Source organism: Eikenella exigua, assembly GCF_008805035.1.
Lineage (GTDB): Bacteria > Pseudomonadota > Gammaproteobacteria > Burkholderiales > Neisseriaceae > Eikenella > Eikenella exigua.
Window position 1 is genome coordinate 1,162,976 of sequence record NZ_CP038018.1, and the last position, 22,436, is coordinate 1,185,411.

Genomic DNA, 22,436 nt, shown 5'->3' on the forward strand with positions numbered 1-22,436 from the left:
AATAGCGTGCTGCCTGACCAGTATTCGGTACGGCAATTGTTTACTGACAATCTAGACAAACCATCTACCACAGTGCTGCCATCGCTCATACCGACCACATACAGCATATAGAAAAGGCTACCTGAAATTTTCAGGTAGCCTTTCCTTAATCGGCAGATACCGCCTGCATTAGTTATACGGGTTATGCACGCTGCGTACCAAATCTTGCAGGAATTCGCGCACTTGTTTTTCGCTGCAGCCCATCAGCAGGGCGTCTTCGAAGGTGTCTTGTGCGAGCTGGTAGAGCTCTTGCATGTTTTCCTGCATCACTTTCACTTTTTCGGTGCACGATACGATGCTGCCGTCGTCGCTGTGCCATTTGGGCATGATGGGCATATTCATGATGCAGGCCTTTAGCGGGTGAAGCGGGTGGAGCGGTCTACCCGGCGGGCGGTGATGTAGCGGTTTTTCCAGTAAGTACCGTTCATGCTGGTGATTTCGATGTCGCGGCCAGTGCGCGGGGCGTGGATGAAGCGGTCGTTGCCAATATACATACCTACGTGGGAAACGCGGCCGCCGGCACCGAAGAACACCATGTCGCCGGGCTTGAGGTTGGCACGGTCTACCCGTTGGCCTACGGTGGCCATTTCGGCGGAAGTGCGCGGCAGGGTAATGCCCATGCTGCGTTTGAAGATGTATTGCATGAAACCACTGCAATCGAGGCCTTGGGTGGGGGAGTTGCCGCCAAAGCGGTAGGAGAGGCCGATGAGGCTCATGGCGTTCATGATGAGGTCGCCAGCTTCGTCTTGGCTGCCGGAGGAGGCGCGGCTGCCGGCAGATGAAGATTGTCGGCTGGGTGCAGGGGCGTTGTTGCTGTGGCCACCACGTCCGGTGCGTTCGCGGATAAGGCGCTCGAGTGCGTCGTTATCCAATCCTTCCGGGGCGGCGTATGCGGTGGGAGCGAGGCCGAAAGCAAGGACGGCCAGGGCGCAGAGGGTTGCTTGTTTTATCCACTTCATCAATCTGAAACTTTCTTGTTTTGCCCATGTTATAGCATAGTGCAGCAAGGCGCGGCAATGTGTTTGGCCGGGCAGTATGCAATAGGGGCAGTTTGTGCGCCACCGGTGGGCGCGTATGTTATGCTGTGTATCTATTTGTGCGGACATTGGTTCCGCAAGGGGGCTGTATGGTTAGATCTGCCATGCCCGCTTTGGGCGATATCAATCGGTTGCGTCAAATCGTGGCCACGCTGGCACGGCACGGTTTGGGCGGTTTTCTCAGCCGGATTAAGCTGAATCGCGCTGCTTGGCTCGGTGGCAAGCCGGAGCAGGAAAATGCGGATATTTCGAGCACGGCACACCGTTTCCGGCTGGCGTTTGAGGAGCTGGGGCCGACCTTTATCAAGCTCGGCCAGATTTTGGCCACCCGGGTTGATATTTTCAACGCCGAATGGATTGAGGAATTCGAGCATCTGCAAAGCAGCGCAAATCCCTTGCCATTCGAGGCGATTTTCTCTTTGCTCACCGAGCAGCTGGGCCGCCCGCCGGAGCAGGTATTCCTGCACATCGATACCGAGCCTTTGGGTAGTGCCTCCATCGCACAGGTACACCGCGCGGTGTTGCTCGACGGCAGCGAGGTGGCGGTAAAGGTGCGCCGGCCGGATATCGAACCGCTAATCCAGGCGGATCTGCGTATTCTAACCCACCTGGCACAGCTCACCGAATCGGAAATGCCAGAAACCCGCCGCTATCAGCCGGTGCAGATGGTGCAGTATTTTGCCAAAAGTCTGGCTAGGGAAACCGATTTGCTGGCCGAAATGCGCCATTTGCAGCGGTTTGCTGCGCTGTATGCCGACCATCCGGCGGTGCATATTCCCAAGGTATATCCTGAATACAGCAACCGGCAGGCGTTGGTGCAGGAATACGTGGCTGCCGCCCTGCTGAAAGATACCGAAATCGAATTACTTGGCGCAGAAGAGCGGCATATTCTGGCCTGCCGCATCACCGACGTACTGCTCAACATGATACTGGGGCAGGGCCTGTTTCATGCCGACCCGCACCCGGGTAATATCTTTATTTATCCCGACTTACGCATCGGTCTGATCGATTTCGGCATGACAGGCTACCTGAATCCGATGCGCCGGCAGGAAATCAACGCGCTGATTGAAGCCCTTATCCACCGTGATCCGTTTGCCGTGCAATATATTCTGAGCAACTGGGCACAGGGCGATGTTCCCGATGAAGACCTGCTCGGCGCCGACGTGATGGAAATGCTGCTCGACTACGAACACACCGCCGTGCGTGATCTGCGCATCAGCCAGGTAATTAACGATTTAACCCGCATCATGCGCGAGCACGAGCTGGCCTTGCCGGGCGATTTGGTGATGCTGTTCAAAGCCCTACTCACTCTCGAAGGCGTGGTAAAAAGGCTGGACGGCAACTTCCAACTGCTGGAGCACGCCAAACCGATTGTGCAGAAAGTGATCCGCCAGCGCCTTTCGCTACAGCAACTTTGGCGCCGAAGCCGCACGCAAAGCCGTATGCTGGGGCAAATGCTGGGCGAGCTGCCCAAAAACTTGCTGCGCCTCAACCGCAATCTGCAAAGCGGCCGATTAAACGTGAACCTGGATTTGAAACGCCTCGACAGTTTAAACCGACACCTGGAATACAGTGCCAACCGGCTGACCATGGGCATGGTGACGGCGGCGTTGATTATCGGCTCATCCATCCTGCTCAGCAGCAATATCGGCCCGAAGCTGTTTGGCTTGTCGTTTGTTGGCTTCCTCGGCTATCTCTTGGCCTTTGCCAACAGCCTGTGGATTATCTGGTCTATCTGGCGTTCGGGCAAACATTAAAACAAAACTTTTCAAGCAAGTAAAAAAGTGTATGGCAAACGGTGGCAGCAATTAGGAGAAGACCGGCAGCGACCAAACCGTTAATATCATATAGCCGAAGCACTTAAGTTCCTACGGCATTGGCTTGCCTTGCCACATTATCCATACTGTCTGCGGCCCGCTGCCTGGCAGGGGATAACTACTTTGGCTATGGCTGCAATCAAAAGGCTACCTGAAAAACAATTTTTCAGGTAGCCTTCTTGTCGTTCTGGCACTGAACAGCATTAAATCTCAGCACAGCACATGCACTACATGCGTGGCCAAGCCGCCGGTGGAGGTTTCGCGGCATTTCCGGTTCATGTCTTTGCCGGTTTCATACATGGTTTTGATTACCTCATCCAGCGACACCACCGGCTCGGTGGTGCGTTGCTGCGCCATGCGTGAAGCGTTGATGGCTTTGATGGAGGAAATGGCATTACGCTCGATACACGGCACCCGCACTTGGCCACCCACCGGGTCGCAAGTGAGGCCGAGATGGTGTTCCATGGCAATTTCGGCGACCATATACACTTTTCGACATTGCCGCCCTGAATCTCGGTCAGCCCAGCAGCCATGGAGCAGGCCTCACCCGCTTCGCCTTGGCAGCTCACTTCCGCGTCGGAAATGGATGCGTTCATTTTATACAAGCTGCCGATGGCGCTGGCCGTGATTAAATAACGCAGAATGTGTTTTCATCGGCGTAGAAAATGAAGTGGTCGTAGTAGGCCAATACAGTGGGCACGATGCCGCAGGCGCCATTGGCGGGGGCGGTAACCACCCGCCCGCCACGTTTTCTTCGTTTACGGCAAAGACCACCATATTTACCCAATCCACCGCCGCCATCGGGTCTTTATCGTTCAGCTCGTTTTTTTCAAATTGTTTGCGTGAAAGCGGCGCTCGGCGGCGTATCTGCATGAGGCCAGTCAGCACACCTTCGGTATGCAGGCCGCGCTGGATATAGTCACTCATGGTCTGGCACACATAGTCGCATACTTCCTGCTCCGGACGCAGGGCGCATTCATTGCGAAACATCAATTCGGAGAGAGCTTGTATTCGGCACACTAGCGGATGAGATCGTCCGCATTGGTGTATGGGTAGAACACATTTACAGGGGAGGACTGCTTACCGCTATCAGCAAACTGTTTTTCGGTCATCACAAAACTGCCGCCGATGGAGTAAAACACTTCCTGCACAACTAAATCATCGCCGATATAGGTTTCCAGGCGCACGCCGTTTTCGCGTAGCGGAAGGAAGAATGGAACATGAAGTCACGTTCGTAGTCAAACGGGGTGTAGTGGCCGCCAATTTCGGTGAGGGTTTTGCCGTGCAATACTTGCGCGATGAATTTGGGGAGGCGGTGGTATCTAATGTATCCGGCTCGTAGCCCGCCAGGCTGCCGATGATGGAGTGGTCTGTGCCGTGGTTTTTGCCAGTGTAGTGTAAAGAGAGCGAGCCGTACACATTGGCGCTAAACCGAGCAATCTTATCCAGTAGTCCCTGTTTGATAAGCTGTTTGCGAAACAGTATACCAGCACGCATCGGTCCCACGGTATGCAAACTGGACGGGCCGATACCGATTTTGAACATGTCAAAAATACTGATCATTTTTCCACCTCTTTATAATAGTGAACCAACAAGAATCAGAACAAGGTGGCAAGTACAAATAGTACACACGTAACGGCAAAGCAAGCCAATGCCTTACTGATTTAAAGTTAATCCACTATAGTTATCCAACTTTGCGCATCCATCAGCATCTTACCAAATGCGCCATTGGCAGCATTAGGGTGTGCTGCCACACACCGAGCGACGAAGATGGCCTCCCCCCCCTTAATAATGCTGGACAAGTTGCCGCTACCTAGGCAAAATGTATACATTGCCTGTTTGATGCAGCAAGGATGTTGGGGGGGAAACGCGTAACAAAGTGTGAACAATATTTTTGTGATACACGGCCGCATAATTGTAAAAAAACAGTGCAGTATGGCCAGATCTTTGTTTTCAATCAACTTATATTTAGAGGTTAATATGCCACAAACGTTGATTCAAGTATCCGGTATGAAGCACAAAACGGATGAGGATCGCTTGGTTTTGAAGGGCGAAACTGTTGCGGGTGTGAGAATGGTGAATGCTAATCATGACAATGGCCGCGTAGTCATTACACACGGCGAAGGTTTCGACCTTGAAACATTCAAAGCTGCCATCTCGGCAGAAGGTTTTACCGTGGCATAAACGTATCGGTCAAACAACAAACGGCTTCCGCAAAGGAAGCCGTTTTGCTTTTTCAGGTAGCCTTCCTATAGTGAGGCTACCTGAAAAACTATAACTACAGCGATGATGTTTCTTGATTGCATTGGCTTGTGCCACCTCGCAGGAAAAAATTGCTGCAGCGATATTTGCACGCGCTAATCAAACAAATCCTGCTGCCCGGTACGCTGCGGCAACACCTGCGCCTTGGCCGTGCCGGTTTCAAAATGCAGCTGCAACACCTGCCCGCTGTGCAGTCTGCCCGCATCGCGCACCACTTTGCCCGTACGGTCGGTAATCACGCTATAGCCGCGCGACAACGTGTGTTGTGGCGAGAGGGCATCCAAAATGCCCACCTGCTTTTGGCACTGTGCCTGCTTTTGTGCCAAGAGTGCGGCCATGTAGCGGTTGAGTTGTATAGCCTGTGTTTGTAGCTGCCGCACAGCAGTCTGCACTTGTGGCCGGCTGCGGCGACATAGTTCGGCCAAGTAGATCAGCTGCTCCTGTTTGCGGTGCAGGTGGCGCAGCATATTGTCGGCAAGCATTTGGCGGCTGCGCAACAAGCCAGCCTGCTGTTCCTGCCATTTCTGGCGCGGATGGCGCAACTGCGCGGCATGCCAATCGAGCCGTTGCGCCGCGTCTGTGCAGCGCCTTTGTAGCGTGTGGCGCATATGGCTATGCAGGCGGCACATTTTGTCCAGTTGCTCCAAACGGTTCGGGCTGGCCAGCTCAGCAGCGGCGGTGGGCGTGGGTGCGCGCACGTCGGCGGCAAAATCCGTGAGCGTGAAATCGGTTTCGTGCCCCACCCCGCTCACCACCGGAATCGGGCATGCCGCCACCGCGAGCACCGCCGCTTCTTCGTTAAACGCCCACAAATCCTCAATGCTGCCCCCGCCACGGCACACAATCAGCACATCTGCCTGCGCATGTTCCGCCGCCGCCGCAATGGCCGAGGCTACCTGAAACTCGCTGCCCGCGCCCTGCACCGCCGTGGGATACACCACCACGCGCACATCCGGCGCACGCCGCCGCAACGTGGTGACCACATCGCGCAATGCCGCCGCTGCCAAACTGGTGACCACGCCGATACATTGCGGCGCGGTAGGCAACGGCCGTTTGTGTGCCGCATCAAACAAGCCTTCCGCCTGTAGGCGCTGCTTCAGCCTCTCATAAGCCTCAAACAGCTGCCCCAGCCCCTTGCGCCGCACTTCCTGCACATTAATCTGAAACTCCCCGCGCGCTTCATACAGCGTGATTTTGCCCAACACCTCCACTTCCTCGCCCTCGCGCAGCAGCGCGGCCAGCGAACGGGCGGCATGCTTAAACAAAGTGCAGCGCACCTGGGCGCGTTGGTCTTTTAAAACAAAATAATAGTGCCCGCTCGCCGCCTTCATCAAATTCGACACTTCGCCGCCCACCCACAGCCCGGCAAGCTGGTCTTCCAGCAGGTTTTTGGCCAAATGGTTGAGCTCGGAAACAGAAAGCGCGGCGGGGGCGAATAGGTCGGACATGGCAAGACGGCTGGAAAATAAACAAAGGCGGCATTATACAAGGGGAAGGCTACCTGAAAAATCTGGCGGATGAATTTTTAACTTCATTGCTGTCCATATTTTCAGGTAGCCTTTCCCTTCGCAGCAATATGTTAAAATACGCCGTTTTCAATTCGGATTTTCCGCCATGTCCAATATTCCAGACCAAGTGCGCCGCCGCCGCACGTTTGCCATCATCTCCCACCCCGACGCGGGTAAAACCACGCTGACTGAAAAGCTCTTGCTGTTTTCAGGCGCGATTCAGAGCGCGGGCACGGTGAAAGGCAAGAAAACCGGCAAATTCGCCACCTCCGACTGGATGGAAATCGAGAAGCAGCGCGGCATTTCCGTGGCTTCGTCTGTGATGCAGTTCGACTACAAAGACCACACCGTCAACCTCTTGGACACGCCGGGACACCAAGACTTCTCCGAAGACACCTACCGCGTTTTGACCGCCGTGGACAGCGCCTTGATGGTCATCGACGCGGCAAAAGGCGTGGAAGCGCAAACCATCAAACTCTTGAACGTCTGCCGCCTGCGCAATACGCCGATTGTCACGTTCATGAACAAATACGACCGCGAAGTGCGCGATTCTTTGGAATTGTTGGACGAAGTAGAAAATATTTTAAAAATCCGCTGCGCGCCCGTTACTTGGCCGATCGGCATGGGCAAAAACTTCAAAGGCGTGTACCACATCCTGAACGACGAAATCTATCTTTTCGAGGCAGGTGGCGAGCGCCTGCCGCACGAGTTCGACATCATCAAAGGCATCGACAATCCCGAATTGGAACAACGCTTTCCGTTGGAAATCCAGCAGTTGCGCGACGAAATCGAATTGGTGCAGGCTGCTTCCAACGAGTTCAATCTCGACGAATTTCTTTCAGGTAGCCTCACGCCCGTGTTCTTCGGCTCGGCGATTAACAACTTCGGTATTCAGGAAATCCTCAATTCATTGATTGACTGGGCGCCCGCACCGAAACCGCGCGATGCGACCATACGTATGGTCGAGCCGGACGAGCCAAAGTTTTCCGGATTTATCTTTAAAATCCAAGCTAATATGGATCCGAAACACCGCGACCGCATCGCCTTTTTGCGCGTCTGCTCCGGCAAATTCGAGCGCGGCATGAAGATGAAACACCTGCGCATCAACCGCGAAATCGCCGCCTCCAGCGTGGTTACCTTCATGTCGCACGACCGCGAGCTGGTGGAAGAAGCCTACGCGGGCGACATCATCGGCATCCCGAACCACGGCAACATCCAAATCGGCGACAGCTTCTCGGAAGGCGAACAACTGGCGTTCACCGGCATCCCCTTCTTCGCGCCCGAACTGTTCCGCAGCGTCCGCATCAAAAACCCACTGAAAATCAAGCAACTGCAAAAAGGCTTGCAACAGCTTGGCGAAGAAGGTGCAGTACAGGTGTTCAAACCCATGAGCGGCGCGGATTTGATTTTGGGCGCGGTCGGCGTGTTGCAATTTGAGGTCGTTACCTCCCGCCTCGCCAACGAATACGGCGTAGAAGCCGTGTTTGACAGCGCATCCATCTGGTCGGCACGCTGGGTATCGTGTGAAGACAAGAAAAAGCTGGCGGAGTTTGAAAAAGCCAACGCGGGCAATCTGGCGGTAGACGCAGGCGGCAACCTCGCCTACCTCGCGCCCAACCGCGTGAACCTGAACCTGACGCAGGAACGCTGGCCGGATATTGTGTTCCATGAAACCAGGGAACATGCGGCGAAGCTGAGTTGATAAGAGGCTACCTGAAAATGGGTTTCAGGTAGCCTTTGTTGAATGAGTGCGAGCTGGTTTGCGCATCTTGGCCTTGTATTCTTTAACTGTTCTTAGGAGACAATCATGGTTATCAGGTAGACTTAAGTGCTTGTTTGTGAAGAATGTGCAAGGCTACCTGAAAAATCGGGTAGGCATATTTTCAGGTAGCCTGAACACCGAATGGAGAAAGCGAAATGGCTTGGTTCAAAATGAGCGAATGGGAATGGTGGAACAAGCTGGCATTGGTGGTGGCGGTGTTGTTGGGATCACTTCTGCTGCTTACCCGGCCGCTGGTGTGGAAGGCAGATGCTTCGCGGCTGGGCATCATTGTGTTTGTGCCGCTGGCGGTGTGCTGCGTGCGTTGGCTGCTGCGCTGGCCGGCGAGCGGAGGGCAGGGCGGTGCAGGTGCACATAATAAGTTTAAATCTAATATGTCGCGCGTGATGTGGGGCGTGTTGCTGGCTTGCGTGATGACGCGGGTGGCGGTAAACGGCATCGTGCTAGCCACATTGCTGCCGCTGCAGCCAGTTTTAGTACAAGCCCGGTTGTTGGAAATACGGGGAAGCCAGAGTGGATTCAATACGTGGGTGCTGGAGCTGGAGGACGGTACGCAGTTTGATGTGGAATACGGTTTTTTGCGGAGTGCGCCACGGGAGATGATTGGGCAGACGGTGCGGGTGAAAGTGCGGGAGAATCAGCTGGGGTATTATGTGGAGGCTGAATAAGTGTGGGGATGAGAAAAGGCTACCTGAAAACACAGCGCGTGGTTTGAATTTCGTTGACGCAGTGTTTTCAGGTAGCCTTTATATTATGTAAGAGTATTAGGCAGCCAAATGCAGGGCGATGGTTTGCAGCATTTGTGCCAGCACCTTGGGCGGGGCAGCTACGATGTTGCCGCTTTCGAGCCAGCCTTCGTTGCCGCGCATATCGGTTACAATACCGCCCGCTTCCTGCACGATAAGTGCGCCGGCAGCGATGTCCCAGGGTTTGAGGTTGAATTCGAAGAAGCCGTCGAAGCGGCCACAGGCCACGGCGCACAGATCGAGCGAGGCGGCGCCTTCGCGGCGGGCGCCGGCGGTTTTGGCGAGGAAGTCGCGCAGGATGTTTAGGTAGCGCTCCATCATGCTTTGATCCACCACGGGGAAGCCGGTGCCGATCAGGCAGCGGTTGAGCTCGATGCGGTTGGATACGCGGATGCGGCGGTCGTTGAGTAGGGCGCCTTGGCCGCGTGAGGCGAGGTAGAGGTCGTTGCGCTCGGGGGCGTAAACGAGGGCTTCCTGCAATACGCCTTTGTGCAGCAGAGCCATGCTGATGGCGTATTGGGGATGGCCGTGCAGGTAGTTGGTGGTGCCGTCGAGCGGGTCGATAATCCATTCGTATTCGGCTTTTTCGGGGCCGCTACTGCCGCCTTCTTCGGCGGTGATTTTGTGCTGGGGATAGGCTTCCTGCAGGATTTCGCGGACGATTTCCTCGGCAGTGCGGTCTATGTCGGAAACGAAATCGTTGAAGGCCTTGCTGTCGATTTTAACTGCGGGCAGGGTGTTGGCGGCACGTAGCATCATGTCGCCGGCGCGGCGGGCGGCTTTGACAGCGGTGTTGAGGACGGGATTCATATTTCTCCGATTTGGCTGGTGAGGGCAGGCTGCTGCTGGCAGGCTACCTGAAAATGGAAAGGCTGCGCCGGAAACGGCAGCCGATGTTGGGGCGGCATTATACCTTGGGCGGCAGACGGGCAAAAGCGCCCGGGCTTTAAATCGGCAGCGGCGGCCTTATTTGATTGGCATGCGGGAATTTGCCTGCCTTGTTTGATAAAGGAATTTAATGATGACAGCTTTGCTGATTATTCTGGCACTGGTGTTGCTGCTAGCGGGTTTGGCGGGCGCAATACACCCGCTGCTGCCGGGGATGCCGCTGATGTTTGCGGGCACTTGGCTCTTGGCCTACAGCCAGAATTACGAGGTTATCGGCACCACGGCGCTGACGGTGTTGGGGCTGATTATGGCGCTGGCCTGGACGCTGGATTATATGGCGGGGCTGCTGGGGGCGAAGTTTACCGGGGCAAGCAAACAGGCGCTGTGGGGCTCGTTGGCGGGCGGCGTTGTGGGGCTGTTTTTTGCGCTGCCGGGCATGGTGCTGGGCCCGCTGGTTGGCGCGGCAATGGGAGAATTTGCGGCGCAACGCAACTTGTGGGCGGCTGGCAAAGTGGGGCTGGGCACGCTCTTGGGCTTTGTGGCGGGCGTGGTGGCGAAGTTGGGCTGTGCGCTGGTGGTGCTGTTTAGCATTTTCGGGCTGTATGTGTATTATTGGTTGAGTTAAAGTTTCAGGTAGCCTGTTGCCAAGCAGAGGCTACCTGAAAACGGAAAATGGCCGATTAAACGCTTTTAGGTAGCCTCCAGCCTGTTTAGCATTACCCTTTTAACTGGCTCAAGGCTACCTGAAAAAAATTTTGCAATGGAATGAGAAACACATGATTGGTTTGATGATTATCACGCATGAAACGCTGGGCGAGTCGTACACCAAGCTGGCCCGGCATTTTTTCAAGCAGATGCCGGCGCATTTGGCAATTGTGGGAGTGAACCCGGATGAAGATGTGGACGTGGCCGCCGCTCGAGCCCAAGCGGAAGCGGAGCGTTTGGCGTTTGCCGACGGTATTTTGCTTTTAGCCGACGTGTTTGGCGCTACGCCGTGCAATATCGGCCGCCGGCTGCTACCACACCACCGCATGGTGATGCTCACCGGGCTGAATGCGCCGATGATGGTGAAAGCGGTGCAGGGGGCGGAAAAGGCTGATGATTTACTGGCAATGGCCGAGTCGGTCCGCCAGTCGGCCTTAGCGGGGATTATGTTGGTGTTGCCGGAAGAGGAGCAGGGTGTATGCTGAAACAGGAGGTGGAGATTATAAACAAACTGGGGCTGCACGCGCGCGCGTGCAGCAAGTTCACGCAAACGGCAGGCGCGTTTGCGGCGGAAGTGCGGGTGTGCCGCAACAGCAGATGCGTAAACGGCAAAAGCATTATGGGTTTGATGATGCTGGCAGCAGCCAAGGGCTCGGTGATTGAAATTGAAACCGAGGGGGCAGACGAACAAGCAGCCATGCAGGCGCTGACGGCTTTAATCAACAATTATTTTGACGAAGGCGAATAAACATGAGCGTGGTGTTGCACGGATTTGCAGCAGGCGGCGGGATTGCCATCGGGCGGGCACATTTGGTGGTGCGCGGCATGGAGGAAGTGCCGCAACTGGATTTGGCGCCGGAAGAAATTGATGCGGAAGCCGAACGTTTCGATGCCGCCATCAAGGCCACGCGCCGACAACTGGAGCAGCTGCGCAGCGCCATTCCGGAAAATGCGCCAACCGAATTGGGCGCGTTTATTTCGCTGCACCTGATGCTCCTGACCGACGTTACACTTTCGCGCGAGCCGATTGATATTCTGCGCGCGCAGGCCATCAATGCTGAATGGGCGCTGAAGCTGCAAACCGATAAGCTGGCCGAGCAGTTTGATGCGATTGAAGATGAATACCTGCGCGAACGCAAGCAGGATATGCTTCAGGTAGCCGAGCGGATTCACCAAAACCTGATGGGGCAGCATACCGATTTCTTGCCCGAAGAAAGCGAGTTAGACGACGACATCATCCTGATTGCCCACGATTTGTCGCCTGCCGATGCAGTGTACTTCAAAGAACACCATATTGCCGGATTCGCCACCGATGCCGGCGGCCCCACCAGCCATACCGCCATTTTGGGGCGCAGCCTGGATATGCCCTCGGTAATCGGGCTCTACAACGCACGCGAACTCATCAGCCAAGACGACTGGATTATCGTGGACGGCATCAGTGGCGTGCTGATTATCAACCCCGACGATTTAATCCTCAGCGAATACCGCAAGCGCGACCGCGTATACCGCAGCCAGCGCCGCCTGCTCAACAAACTCAAAGACATCACCGCCACCACCAAAGACGGCGTAGATATAGAGCTGTTGGCTAATATTGAATCCGCCCAAGATGTGCGCCTGATGCACCGCCTCTCTGCCGACGGCGTGGGACTGTTTCGCAGTGAATTTCTGTTTCTCAACCGCGATAATCTGCCTGAGGAAGACGAGCAATACCGCGTGTATGCCGGCATTGTGAAAAAGCTCAAAGGCAAGCCGCTCACCGTGCGTACCGTGGATTTGGGCGTGGACAAAAACCCGCGCTGGTTCGGCGAGGACCATGCGCTCAATCCCGCGCTGGGCATGACCGGTATCCGCCTATGCCTGGCCGAGCCACTGATGTTCCGTACCCAAATGCGTGCGATTTTGCGCGCAGCGGCGCACGGGTCGGTAAAGATTATGTGGCCGATGATTACTTCGGTGGATGAAGTGCGACAATGTATCAATCATTTGGCCGTTGCCCGTAAGCAGCTGGATGAACGTGACACAGAATATGGCGAAGTGCAGGTGGGCGCGATGATTGAAATTCCCTCCGCCGCGCTCACAGTGGGCCATATCCTGCAACACTTGGATTTTATCTCAGTGGGCACCAACGATTTGATTCAATACACCTTATCAGTAGACCGTGGCGACGATAGCGTGAGCTACCTCTACCAGCCCGCCCATCCAGCAGTGTTGAAACTACTGCACCATATTTTCCGCACTGCCAAACGCATGGGCAAGCCAGTATCGGTATGCGGCGAAATGGCTGGTGATTTACATTTCATCCGCCTGCTGCTCGGCTTGGGCTTGCGCCGCTTCTCCATGAACGCCAGCAATCTTTTGGCCGTGAAGAATGTAATCATTCAAAGCCACGCTGGCGAGCTGGCAGCACAGGTGCAAAAACTGCTGCGCCTGAGCGATCCGGAGAAGGTGCGGCAAGCCGTTAAAAAGATGAATACAATGGATGATGACAAAAATACAACATTTGAAATAACATAACATCGCACGGCATTATCAGGCAAAAAGTGAATAAATGTTAAACAATATTGTTTAAATACTGATATCAATATTAATTAAAGTAAACGCTCGAGTTGTTGGCAAAGTGTATTTTTATGCAATTTAATTGCAGTAAATTGCGGCAGTTAGGTAAAAAAGACAATTAGGTAGAGACATCGTGGAAAGTGTTCTATATAATGTACTACATCTGTGCTGCTTCTTGGTAGGCAAGCATGGATAGTAAGTAGACGTTTTCCCGCAAATTGGCCATCGATACTTCCTCCCTTGGTATTGATGGTTTTTTTTGTGTAGGCTAGATGGAGGGGGTTTCTATATTTAGCCAGCCAAAACGAAAGGGAAGGAAGCTAAGCTCATTTGAGTTTTGTGCTTTCAGGTAGTCTCTGGCCACAGAGAAATGTGGAACCGACTATTGCAATCTATGAGCTCGTTTTTCAGAATCATTACATCGCCTTGGGAGGCTGTTTCAAACAACAGCCTCCCAATTTATAATTGTTCCAAGTAGGAATGAGATCAGGTGGCTAGCCATAGACAGTACAGGTTAGTAAGGCAAGCTAACGCTGTATCATTCCTAATTGATTTTCCCGCCGTCATCCCGTTTGGCGTAGCGCCCGCTGCTGGCTTATAATCTATAGCTTTTCAATCTATCCGAAACCATCGGCAAAACCTCATCATGCAAGAACACTACCAACCATCACTCACCGAACCCGCTGCGCAGAAAAAATGGGCTGCTGAACGCATGTTCAATGTGTCCGAAGACGCTTCCAAACCCAAATTCTACTGCCTCTCCATGTTCCCCTATCCCAGCGGTAAGCTGCACATGGGGCATGTGCGCAACTACACCATCGGCGATGTGCGCAGCCGCTTCAAAAAAATGCAGGGGTTCAACGTGTTGCAGCCAATGGGTTGGGACGCGTTCGGCATGCCCGCCGAAAATGCGGCGATTAACCACCAAGTTGCGCCGTCCAAATGGACGTATGAAAACATTGCCTATATGCGCAAGCAGTTGCAGAGCCTGGGCTTTGCGCTGGATTGGGAGCGCGAAATCGCCACCTGCCGCCCGGAATACTACCGCTGGGAGCAGCTCCTGTTTACCAAGCTGTTTGAAAAAGGCATTGTGTACAAGAAGTTGGGCACGGTGAACTGGGACCCGGTCGATCAAACCGTGCTGGCCAACGAGCAGGTGATTGACGGGCGCGGCTGGCGTTCCGGCGCGCTGGTGGAAAAGCGCGAAATCCCGATGTACTACTTCAAAATCACCGATTATGCCGAGCAGCTGCTGGCGGATTTGGACGATTTGGACTGGCCGGAACAAGTGAAAACCATGCAGCGCAACTGGATTGGCAAATCGCGCGGCATGACGGTGCGTTTTCAGGTAGCCGCCGACAGCCGCGAAGGGCTACCTGAAAGCCACCGCGAGTTTATGCAGGTGTATACCACCCGCCCCGACACGCTGATGGGCGCGACTTATGTGGCCGTGGCCGCCGAGCATCCGCTGGCCACTGCCGCTGCCGAAAAGCAGCCTGCACTGCAAGCGTTCATTGCCGAATGCAAGGCGGGCAGCGTGGCGGAAGCCGATATGGCGACCATGGAGAAAAAAGGCATGCCCACCGGCCGCTTCGTCATCAACCCGCTCAACGGCGAGCGGCTGGAAGTGTGGGTGGCGAACTATGTGCTGTGGGGCTACGGCGACGGCGCGGTGATGGCCGTGCCCGCGCATGACGAACGCGATTTCGCCTTTGCCAAACAGTATCATCTGCCGATTAAGCAGGTGATTAGCGTGGACAGCCAGCCGTTTGATGCGGCGCAATGGCAGGATTGGTATGCCGATAAGGAAAACGGTGTGCTGGTAAACAGCAACGAATTCAACGGTTTGAATTTTCAGGCTGCCTTCGATGCCATCGCCGCCAAGTTACAGGCTGCTTCTGCGGGCGAACCGAAAACGCAATACCGCCTGCGCGACTGGGGTATTTCGCGCCAACGCTATTGGGGCTGCCCCGTACCAATTATTCATTGCGACCAATGCGGCGACGTGCCCGTGCCGGAAAAAGATTTGCCCGTGGTGCTGCCTGAAAACGTGGTGCCGGACGGCGCAGGTTCGCCGCTGGCCAAAATGCCCGAATTTTACGAAACCACCTGTCCGAAATGCGGCGGCGCGGCCAAGCGTGAAACCGACACCATGGACACGTTTGTGGAATCAAGCTGGTACCAGTTCCGCTATATGTCGCCGCGCGACGACGCGCATATGGTCGCACCCGAAGCCGCCGCGTATTGGGGGCAGGCCGACCAGTATATCGGCGGCATAGAACACGCCATCCTGCACCTGCTGTATGCCCGTTTCTTCACCAAACTGATGAACGACGAAGGCATCGTGTCCGTGCGCGAGCCGTTCAAACAACTGCTCACGCAGGGCATGGTGCTGGCGGCGACGTATTACCGCGTAAGTGAGGACGGGAAAAAAACGTGGTTCAACCCCACTGAAGTTCGCGTACAGACAGACGACAAAGGCCGCCCTGTGTCCGCCGTGCTGGAAGCGGACGGGCAACCCGTGGTGATTGGCGGCGTGGAAAAAATGTCCAAATCCAAAAACAACGGCGTGGACCCGCAAGAACTCATCGAAGCCTATGGTGCGGACACCGCCCGCCTGTTTATGATGTTCGCCAGCCCGCCCGAGCAGTCGCTGGAATGGTCGGATGCAGGCGTGGAAGGCGCACACCGCTTCCTGCGCCGCCTGTGGCGCACCGTGTATGAGTTCAAACAGGGCGGCACGGCCGCAGTGTTTGCAGGTAGCCACAACTCACTTTCAGGTAGCCTGAAAGAGTTGCGCTTCAAGCTGCACAGCACCATCGCCAAAGTAACGGACGACTACGACCGCCGCCAGCAGTTCAACACCGCCATCGCCGCCGTGATGGAGCTGCTGAACCAGTATGATGCCACCGCCAAAAACGGCGCATTCGCCGAAGCACACGGCCGCGAAGTAGCGCAGGAAACTCTCGAAACCGTACTGCTTTTGCTGTGGCCCATCGTGCCGCATATTTGCGAAAACCTGTGGGAGCAGCTGCGCGAGGGCGGTAATGTGTGGCAGCAGCCCTGGCCAAAAGCCGATCCCGCCGCGCTGGTGCAAACCGAGATGGAGATGATGGTGCAGGTAAACGGCAAACTGCGCGATAAAATCACCGTTCCTGCCGAGGCCGACAAAGCCACCATCGAAGCCGCCGCCCTCGCCACCGCCGGCGCGCAGAAGTTCATGGAAGGCAAAGAACCGAAGAAAATCATCGTGGTGCCGAAACGGCTGGTGAATATCGTGGTGTAAGGCCGTTTGGTTGAATAAAGGCTACCTGAAAACCGATTTGGCTTTTTCAGGTAGCCTGTTTTTCAACAAGAAAAAACTTGGTAATCATCTCCCCGCCGCAATACGAAGGCTACCTGAAATTTCAGGTAGCCTTTTGTGCCTCCCCCTTTGCCCAACCCTCTTCCCAAACAACACCCTGCCCTCCCCCCGCATTCAATTCTCACCCAATCCGCTATATAATGCCGTCATCCCAATTTCCATCTGAAACGCACACCATGAGCAAGCTCACCAAACCCATCGTCCTCCTCATTCTCGACGGCTTCGGCCACCGACTCGAAGGCGACGACAACTCCGTCCTCCTCGCCAACACCCCCAATCTCGACCGCCTCAAAGCACAATACGCCTACGGCACGATTGACGCCTCCGAACGCATGGTGGGTCTGCCCTCCGGCCAGTTCGGCAACTCCGAAGTGGGGCATTTGAATATCGGCGCCGGCCGCGTGGTGGCGCAAGACATCACCCGCATCGATATGGCCATCGAAAATGGCTCGCTCGCGCAAAACCCTGCCCTCACCGCCGCCTGGCAAAGCCCCACGAAAACCGTGCACCTGCTCGGCTGCTTCTCCGACGGCGGCGTACACAGCCACATCAACCACTTCTTCGCCGTGGCCGACGCCGCCCTGGCCGCCGGTATGCAGAAAATCGTGTTCCACCCCTTCCTAGACGGCCGCGACACCCCGCCGCAAAGTGCGGAAGGCTACCTGAAAACCCTGCAAAGCTATTGCGAGCAACACCCGCAAGTGAAAGTGGGCTGCGTGGTCGGTCGCTTCTTCGCCATGGACCGCGACAACCGCTGGGAGCGCGTTGAGCAGGCCTACAACGCCTTGTTCGGCCAAGCCCCGTTCCGCGCCGACACGCCGCTGCAAGCCCTGGCTGCCGCCTATGAACGTGGCGAACACGACGAATTCGTGCAGCCCACCGTTATTGATCCCACAGCCGCCCTGCACGATGGCGATGCGGTTGTCTTCATGAACTTCCGCGCCGACCGCGCCCGCGAGCTCACCCAAGCCCTGCTGTTCGACGATTTCCAAGGCTTCCCTCGCCAACAGCGCTTCCGCCCCAGCTATTTCACCTCGCTCACCAGCTACGGCAGCCAATACCGCTTCCCCGTGCTGTTTGCCCAAGAAAGTATCCGCAACGGCTTGGGCGAATACCTGTCTGCCCAAGGCATAAGCCAACTGCGCATTGCCGAAACCGAGAAATATCCGCACGTTACCTACTTCCTCAACGGCGGCCGCGAAGAGCCCTATCCCGGCGAAGAGCGCATCCTCGTGCCCTCGCCCAAAGTTGCCACTTACGATTTACAGCCCGAAATGAGCGCGCCGCAAGTGTGCCAACACATCCTCGACAGCCTCGCCGCCAAGCGTTTCGATGTGATCCTGTGCAACTTCGCCAACGGCGATATGGTCGGCCACAGCGGCGTGCTGGCTGCCACCATCAAAGCGGTGGAAACGCTCGACGACTGTGTGGGCAAAATCGTGGCTGCTGCTCAAGCAGCCGGCGGCGAAGTGCTAATTACCGCCGACCACGGCAACTGCGAGCAGATGTTCGACCCCGCCAACGGCCAGCCGCACACCCAGCACACCACCAACCCCGTACCCTTCCTGTATGTGGGCCGCCCCGCCCGCATCAAAGCCGGCGGCGCGCTGAAAGACATCGCCCCCACTCTCCTCGCCATGCTCGGCCTGCCCAAGCCGCAGGAAATGAGCGGCGAGAGCCTGATTGAGTTTGTTTGACCGCCCAGCAGCAGGCTACCTGAAAGCTTCAGGTAGCCTCCACCCGCCATGAGCTTCCTCACCATCCTCGCCCTCGCCTTCGGCATGTCTATGGACGCCTTCGCCGCCGCCATCGCCCAAGGCGCCGCCATCGGCACGCCCACCCGCCGGGGTACACTGCGTACCGCAGCCGTGTTTGGCAGTGTGGAAGCCCTCACCCCGCTCATCGGCTGGGCAATCGGCTCAGTGGCACAACGCTACATCGCCGATTGGGATCACTGGATCGCCTTCCTCCTGCTGCTCCTACTCGGCCTGCGTATGATTTATGGCGCGCTACAGCCGGAACAGCACGCCGGGGAACAATCTGAAAAGGCACAGCCCGAAAGCGGCCAATCCGGCCGCCGCCCGCCCTCGCCGCTCATGCTCGTTGCCATTGCCTTCGCCACCAGCATCGACTCCATGATCGTCGGCGTCGGCCTAGCCTTCCTCGAAGTCAACATCCTGCTCACCGCTCTCGCCATCGGCCTGGCCACCACCATCATGGCCGCCATCGGCCTGCGTTTGGGCAGCCTCCTGGGCAGTGCCATCGGCAAACGCGCCGAAATCCTCGGCGGCCTTGTACTCATCGGGATCGGCACCCTCATCCTCGCCGAACACCTCCATTTTCCCTAAACCCTTTTCAGGTAGCCTCTCCTTTTTTTCAGGTAGCCTCATGAAGCACAGCAAAATCCTTATCCTCCTTGCCCTCCTCTGCAGCGCCCTGCCCGCCGCCGCCGCGCCCAAAGACGACCTGCGCCAAGTACAGCGCGCCATCGGCGAGAGCAACCGCAAACTCCAACAGCAGCAAAGCGAACAACGCCAGCTGCAAAGCAACATCCGCCAAACCCAAAGCGAACTCGACACCGTGCGCCGCGAGCTCGACCGCCTCACCCGCAGCCGCCAAACCGTCTGGCGCGAGCTGCAAGCCATGCAGGCCAAGCTCGACAGCCTGCAAACCCTCATCCAAAACACCCAAGCCCAAGCCGCCCGCCTGCTCAACAGCCGCTACCGCAATCAGCAGCCCAACGCCGTAACCCTGTTCCTGCAAAACGCCGACCCCCAACAAAAAGGCCGCCATCTCGAATACCTACGCCACCTCAACCAAGCCAACGCCCAAGCCCTCACCCAGCTGCAACACAACCGCCAAGAACTCAAACAGCAGCAAGACAGCATCAACGAGCAGTTGAAGCGGCTCGACGCCCTCAAACGCCAGCAGCAAACCACCGCCGCCCGCCTCGGCCGCCAGCAGCAACAGCAGCAACGCCAACAGCAAAACCTCGAGCAAGACATCAGCCGCGAAACCGCCAAGCTGCACACCCTGCGCCAAAACGAAAGCCGTCTCAACGGCCTCATCGCCAGCCTCAGCCGCCGCTCCGCCCAACGGCAGGAAGCCGAACGCCAGCGCCGAGCCCAAGCCCTGCGCCAACGCCGCCAGCAGCAAGCCCAACAAGCCCAAAACGGCAACAAACCCACCCCTCGTCCGCAAAGGCTACCTGAAAGCGAACGCAACGAAGCCCGTCAACACGACACTCCAACACCAGAGAACACCAACCGCAACACCCTCACCGCCGAAGACCTCGCCCTCGAAGCCCCCGAAGCCCAAGAGCCGCAAAGCCATGGCTTCAGCCGCATGCAAGGCCGCCTGCAACGCCCCGCTAGCGGCAGCATCAGCGGCCGCTTCGGCCAAGCCCGCCCCGGCGGCGGCACCTGGAAAGGCCTCTTCATCAGCACCCCGCCCACCGCCGTGCGCAGCATCGCCGAAGGTGAAGTCGCCTACGCCGCCCCACTGCAAGGCTACGGCAACACCGTTATCATCGACCACGGCAGCGGCTACCTCAGCATCTACACCGGCCTCTCCCAAATCAGCGCCGGCGCAGGCAGCCGCGTATCCGCCCGCCAAACCATCGGCCGCAGCGGCAGCCTCCCCGACGGCGAAAACGGCCTTTACTTCGAAATCCGCTACCGCAACCAGGCCATGAATCCCACTTCATGGGTGAATTAATCAAACCAAACAGTCGACCTTTAGCTTTGCAGAAACCTCGCTGCGCTACATTTTCAGGCAGCCTCCACTCACACAGAACCTGCTAAAATCCCCCATTTAGCATTTATTTACCCCCACCCCCTTGCTGGAACAGGAAAATTTGCCTAAAGTTCAATCTGGCTGAGCAGCAGGCTACCTGAAAACCAAATAGCCCCGCAACTGCAAACCATCCCGGCCACCTAATCAGCAAACTGAAAGACAAAAACCCATTATGTCCAACAACACCTTCAAAAAAATTGCCCTCTACACCCTGGGCACCTTCACCGGCATCGCCGTGAGCCTGAGCATGCAGAGCTTTGCCGAAACCCGCAGCCAGCAGCCCCTGCCTGTGGATTCCCTGCGCACCATGGCCGAAGTGTACAGCCAGGTGAAAGCCAACTACTATCAAGACAAAACCGACGACGAAATCCTCGAAGGCGCGCTCAAAGGCATGGTTGCCCACCTCGATCCGCACTCCGAATACATGAACACCAAAGACTATGCCGACCTGCAGGAAAATACTAAAGGTGAATTCGGCGGCTTAGGCATGGAGGTCAGTTCTGAAAATAACTTCATCAAAATCGTTGCCCCGATTGAAGATACGCCGGCCGAACGTGCCGGTATCCAAAGTGGCGACTACATCATCAAAATCGATGATGCCTCCACCCGCAACATGAGTGTAAACGATGCCGTGAAGCGCATGCGCGGCGAGCCCGGCACCAAAATCACCCTTACCCTCACCCGAAAAGACGCGCCCCAGCCCATCGTGGTTACCCTTACCCGCGCCATCATCAAAGTGCGCAGCGTACGCCACGACCTCATCGAGCCCAGCTACGGCTACCTACGTATCAGTCAGTTCCAAGAACGTACCGTGCCTGCTATGGTTGAGGCTCTGCAAACTATGCGCCGCACCAACGGCGGCCCTCTCAAAGGCCTCATCATCGACCTGCGTGACGACCCTGGCGGCCTGCTCAATGGCGCAGTGGGCGTATCTGCCGCCTTCCTGCAAAATGGCCAGCTCGTGGTGAGTACCAAAGGCCGCAACGGCAAAGAAAACATGAATCTCAAAGCCCAACCCGCCGACTACCAAATCGGCAGCAGCAAAGACCCTCTTGCTGGCCTGCCTGCCGAATTTAAAACCATCCCCATCACCGTGTTGATTAACTCCGGCTCCGCCTCCGCCTCCGAGATCGTGGCCGGCGCCCTGCAAGACCACAAACGCGCCGTGATTGTGGGCACCCAAAGCTTCGGCAAAGGCTCCGTACAATCCGTGATGCCCCTTTCCAATGGCGGCGCGCTGAAGATCACCACCCAGCTCTACTACACCCCCAGCGGCCGCTCCATACAAGCCCAAGGTATCATGCCCGACGTGGAAGTGGCTGATAAAACCCGCCGTTATGAAAGCCGCGAAGCCGACCTCTCCGGCCACCTGAGCAACCCCAACGGCGGCCACGAAGTGCGCGGCCGTGCACTGAACAACCACAGCGCTGAAAACAAAGCCGCCTCTGAGCCCGCTGCCAAAGACGAGGCCGACAACAACCCCGCCACCCGCTACAAACCCGATCCGGCCAAAGACGACCAATTGCGCCGCGCTTTGGAACTGGTGAAAGCTCCACAACAATGGCGCGCCTCCCTGGGCCAGGCCGCCACCCGCCCGGCCAAACCGATTGAGCACTAAGCGGATTAAGCAAGCAAAAAGGCTACCTGAAATATTTTCAGGTAGCCTTTTATATTGCGCTTGCACCACAGTGTTCGGAAATAGCCAAGGCACTTCTCTTCATGAGGCATTAGCTCATCCTACTACTGCCATATTGTCTGCAGCTCGCCGTCTTGTGAAAAATGTGTTCCGGCTAGAGATTGAAACACGAGAGACCGATTGAAACTTTGTTGGTACTTACTCTTTCAGGTAGCCTTTGCTGTGGCATAGAGGCTACCTGAAAATAATCCGATATCGGTGCGGCAATGCCGCCCGGCTGCGAACCGGCCTGCGGGACTGCCG

21 protein-coding genes and 2 pseudogenes are annotated in these 22,436 nt (G+C 56.3%); 15 read left to right on the forward strand and 8 right to left on the reverse strand.

The genetic code is table 11. From position 1 onward, the window contains the following. Window positions 1-168 precede the first annotated feature (168 nt). A complete protein-coding gene (locus EZJ17_RS06030; RefSeq protein WP_067438421.1) occupies window positions 169-381 on the reverse strand; it encodes a hypothetical protein in 213 nt (70 codons plus the stop codon). An 11-nt stretch (window positions 382-392) separates the two neighbouring features. Continuing rightward, the gene (locus EZJ17_RS06035; RefSeq protein WP_067438419.1) at window positions 393-998 is read right to left on the reverse strand and encodes a C40 family peptidase; all 606 of its coding nucleotides are present in this window, start codon (window positions 996-998) and stop codon (window positions 393-395) included. Between the two features lie 167 nt (window positions 999-1,165). Between EZJ17_RS06035 and EZJ17_RS06040 the strand changes: the two genes are divergently transcribed. Next, window positions 1,166-2,833: an ABC1 kinase family protein gene (locus EZJ17_RS06040; RefSeq protein ID WP_067438416.1), complete on the forward strand. Its 1,668-nt coding sequence runs from the start codon at window positions 1,166-1,168 to the stop codon at window positions 2,831-2,833. Window positions 2,834-3,103: 270 nt separating this feature from the next. On the opposite strand, the pseudogene EZJ17_RS10600 reads toward EZJ17_RS06040, so the two are convergent. The 3 genes and pseudogenes from EZJ17_RS10600 to EZJ17_RS10795 all read right to left on the reverse strand — a co-directional run bounded on the left by EZJ17_RS10600 (window position 3,104) and on the right by EZJ17_RS10795 (window position 4,080). Then, window positions 3,104-3,489, reverse strand: a pseudogene (locus EZJ17_RS10600) (L-serine ammonia-lyase, iron-sulfur-dependent, subunit alpha). Between the two features lies 1 nt (window position 3,490). Next, window positions 3,491-3,820, reverse strand: coding sequence for a hypothetical protein (locus EZJ17_RS10790; RefSeq protein ID WP_282958251.1), 330 nt, complete (start codon window positions 3,818-3,820; stop codon window positions 3,491-3,493). Between the two features lie 92 nt (window positions 3,821-3,912). Beyond that, window positions 3,913-4,080, reverse strand: coding sequence for a hypothetical protein (locus EZJ17_RS10795; protein ID WP_255361752.1), 168 nt, complete (start codon window positions 4,078-4,080; stop codon window positions 3,913-3,915). Between the two features lie 26 nt (window positions 4,081-4,106). On the opposite strand from EZJ17_RS10795, the gene EZJ17_RS10800 reads away from it, so the two are divergent. Next, window positions 4,107-4,235, forward strand: a complete 129-nt coding sequence (locus EZJ17_RS10800; RefSeq protein WP_255361757.1) for a hypothetical protein — start codon at window positions 4,107-4,109, stop codon at window positions 4,233-4,235. 8 nt (window positions 4,236-4,243) lie between these two features. Here the strand turns inward: EZJ17_RS10800 and EZJ17_RS10945 are convergent. After that, window positions 4,244-4,456: pseudogene (locus EZJ17_RS10945) on the reverse strand (serine dehydratase beta chain); the annotation flags it as partial. Between the two features lie 372 nt (window positions 4,457-4,828). Between EZJ17_RS10945 and EZJ17_RS06050 the strand changes: the two are divergent. Beyond that, a complete protein-coding gene (locus EZJ17_RS06050; RefSeq protein WP_346265211.1) occupies window positions 4,829-5,077 on the forward strand; it encodes a hypothetical protein in 249 nt (82 codons plus the stop codon). A gap of 173 nt (window positions 5,078-5,250) precedes the next feature. Here the strand turns inward: EZJ17_RS06050 and xseA are convergent, their stop codons facing one another. Further along, on the reverse strand, window positions 5,251-6,603 hold the full coding sequence (gene xseA / locus EZJ17_RS06055) for an exodeoxyribonuclease VII large subunit (protein WP_067438413.1): 1,353 nt from the start codon (window positions 6,601-6,603) through the stop codon (window positions 5,251-5,253). A 166-nt stretch (window positions 6,604-6,769) separates the two neighbouring features. Between xseA and EZJ17_RS06060 the strand changes: the two genes are divergently transcribed. After that, window positions 6,770-8,365, forward strand: coding sequence for a peptide chain release factor 3 (locus EZJ17_RS06060; RefSeq protein ID WP_151086286.1), 1,596 nt, complete (start codon window positions 6,770-6,772; stop codon window positions 8,363-8,365). A gap of 215 nt (window positions 8,366-8,580) precedes the next feature. Beyond that, the gene (locus tag EZJ17_RS06065) at window positions 8,581-9,111 is read left to right on the forward strand and encodes a hypothetical protein (RefSeq protein WP_151086289.1); all 531 of its coding nucleotides are present in this window, start codon (window positions 8,581-8,583) and stop codon (window positions 9,109-9,111) included. Between the two features lie 96 nt (window positions 9,112-9,207). On the opposite strand, the gene EZJ17_RS06070 is transcribed toward EZJ17_RS06065, so the two are convergent. Then, a complete protein-coding gene (locus tag EZJ17_RS06070; RefSeq protein WP_067444940.1) occupies window positions 9,208-9,999 on the reverse strand; it encodes an inositol monophosphatase family protein in 792 nt (263 codons plus the stop codon). Between the two features lie 208 nt (window positions 10,000-10,207). On the opposite strand from EZJ17_RS06070, the gene EZJ17_RS06075 reads away from it, so the two are divergent. From EZJ17_RS06075 to EZJ17_RS06120, 10 genes are all read left to right on the forward strand, one after another. Beyond that, window positions 10,208-10,702: a DUF456 domain-containing protein gene (locus EZJ17_RS06075; RefSeq protein WP_082886399.1), complete on the forward strand. Its 495-nt coding sequence runs from the start codon at window positions 10,208-10,210 to the stop codon at window positions 10,700-10,702. Between the two features lie 151 nt (window positions 10,703-10,853). Next, entirely contained in the window at window positions 10,854-11,267 is a 414-nt protein-coding gene (locus EZJ17_RS06080; RefSeq protein ID WP_067438396.1) for a PTS sugar transporter subunit IIA, read from the forward strand. Then, a complete protein-coding gene (locus EZJ17_RS06085; protein ID WP_067438394.1) occupies window positions 11,261-11,530 on the forward strand; it encodes an HPr family phosphocarrier protein in 270 nt (89 codons plus the stop codon). Before EZJ17_RS06080 ends, EZJ17_RS06085 begins: the two co-directional genes overlap by 7 nt. 2 nt (window positions 11,531-11,532) lie before the next feature. Continuing rightward, complete coding sequence (ptsP, locus tag EZJ17_RS06090; protein WP_067438391.1) at window positions 11,533-13,296, forward strand: phosphoenolpyruvate--protein phosphotransferase; 1,764 nt, start codon at window positions 11,533-11,535, stop codon at window positions 13,294-13,296. A gap of 688 nt (window positions 13,297-13,984) precedes the next feature. Beyond that, window positions 13,985-16,624: a leucine--tRNA ligase gene (leuS, locus tag EZJ17_RS06095; RefSeq protein ID WP_067444943.1), complete on the forward strand. Its 2,640-nt coding sequence runs from the start codon at window positions 13,985-13,987 to the stop codon at window positions 16,622-16,624. Window positions 16,625-16,634: 10 nt separating this feature from the next. Then, window positions 16,635-16,868 carry a hypothetical protein gene (locus tag EZJ17_RS06100; RefSeq protein WP_151086291.1) on the forward strand — a complete coding sequence of 78 codons (234 nt, stop codon included), beginning with the start codon at window positions 16,635-16,637 and terminating at the stop codon, window positions 16,866-16,868. A 10-nt stretch (window positions 16,869-16,878) separates the two neighbouring features. Beyond that, window positions 16,879-18,399, forward strand: coding sequence for a 2,3-bisphosphoglycerate-independent phosphoglycerate mutase (gpmI, locus tag EZJ17_RS06105; RefSeq protein ID WP_067444946.1), 1,521 nt, complete (start codon window positions 16,879-16,881; stop codon window positions 18,397-18,399). A 48-nt stretch (window positions 18,400-18,447) separates the two neighbouring features. Continuing rightward, window positions 18,448-19,050, forward strand: coding sequence for a manganese efflux pump MntP (locus EZJ17_RS06110; RefSeq protein WP_151086293.1), 603 nt, complete (start codon window positions 18,448-18,450; stop codon window positions 19,048-19,050). Window positions 19,051-19,090: 40 nt separating this feature from the next. Then, the gene (locus EZJ17_RS06115; RefSeq protein WP_067444955.1) at window positions 19,091-20,419 is read left to right on the forward strand and encodes a murein hydrolase activator EnvC family protein; all 1,329 of its coding nucleotides are present in this window, start codon (window positions 19,091-19,093) and stop codon (window positions 20,417-20,419) included. 250 nt (window positions 20,420-20,669) lie between these two features. Beyond that, window positions 20,670-22,115, forward strand: coding sequence for a S41 family peptidase (locus EZJ17_RS06120; RefSeq protein WP_067438377.1), 1,446 nt, complete (start codon window positions 20,670-20,672; stop codon window positions 22,113-22,115). The last annotated feature ends 321 nt before the right edge of the window (window positions 22,116-22,436 follow it).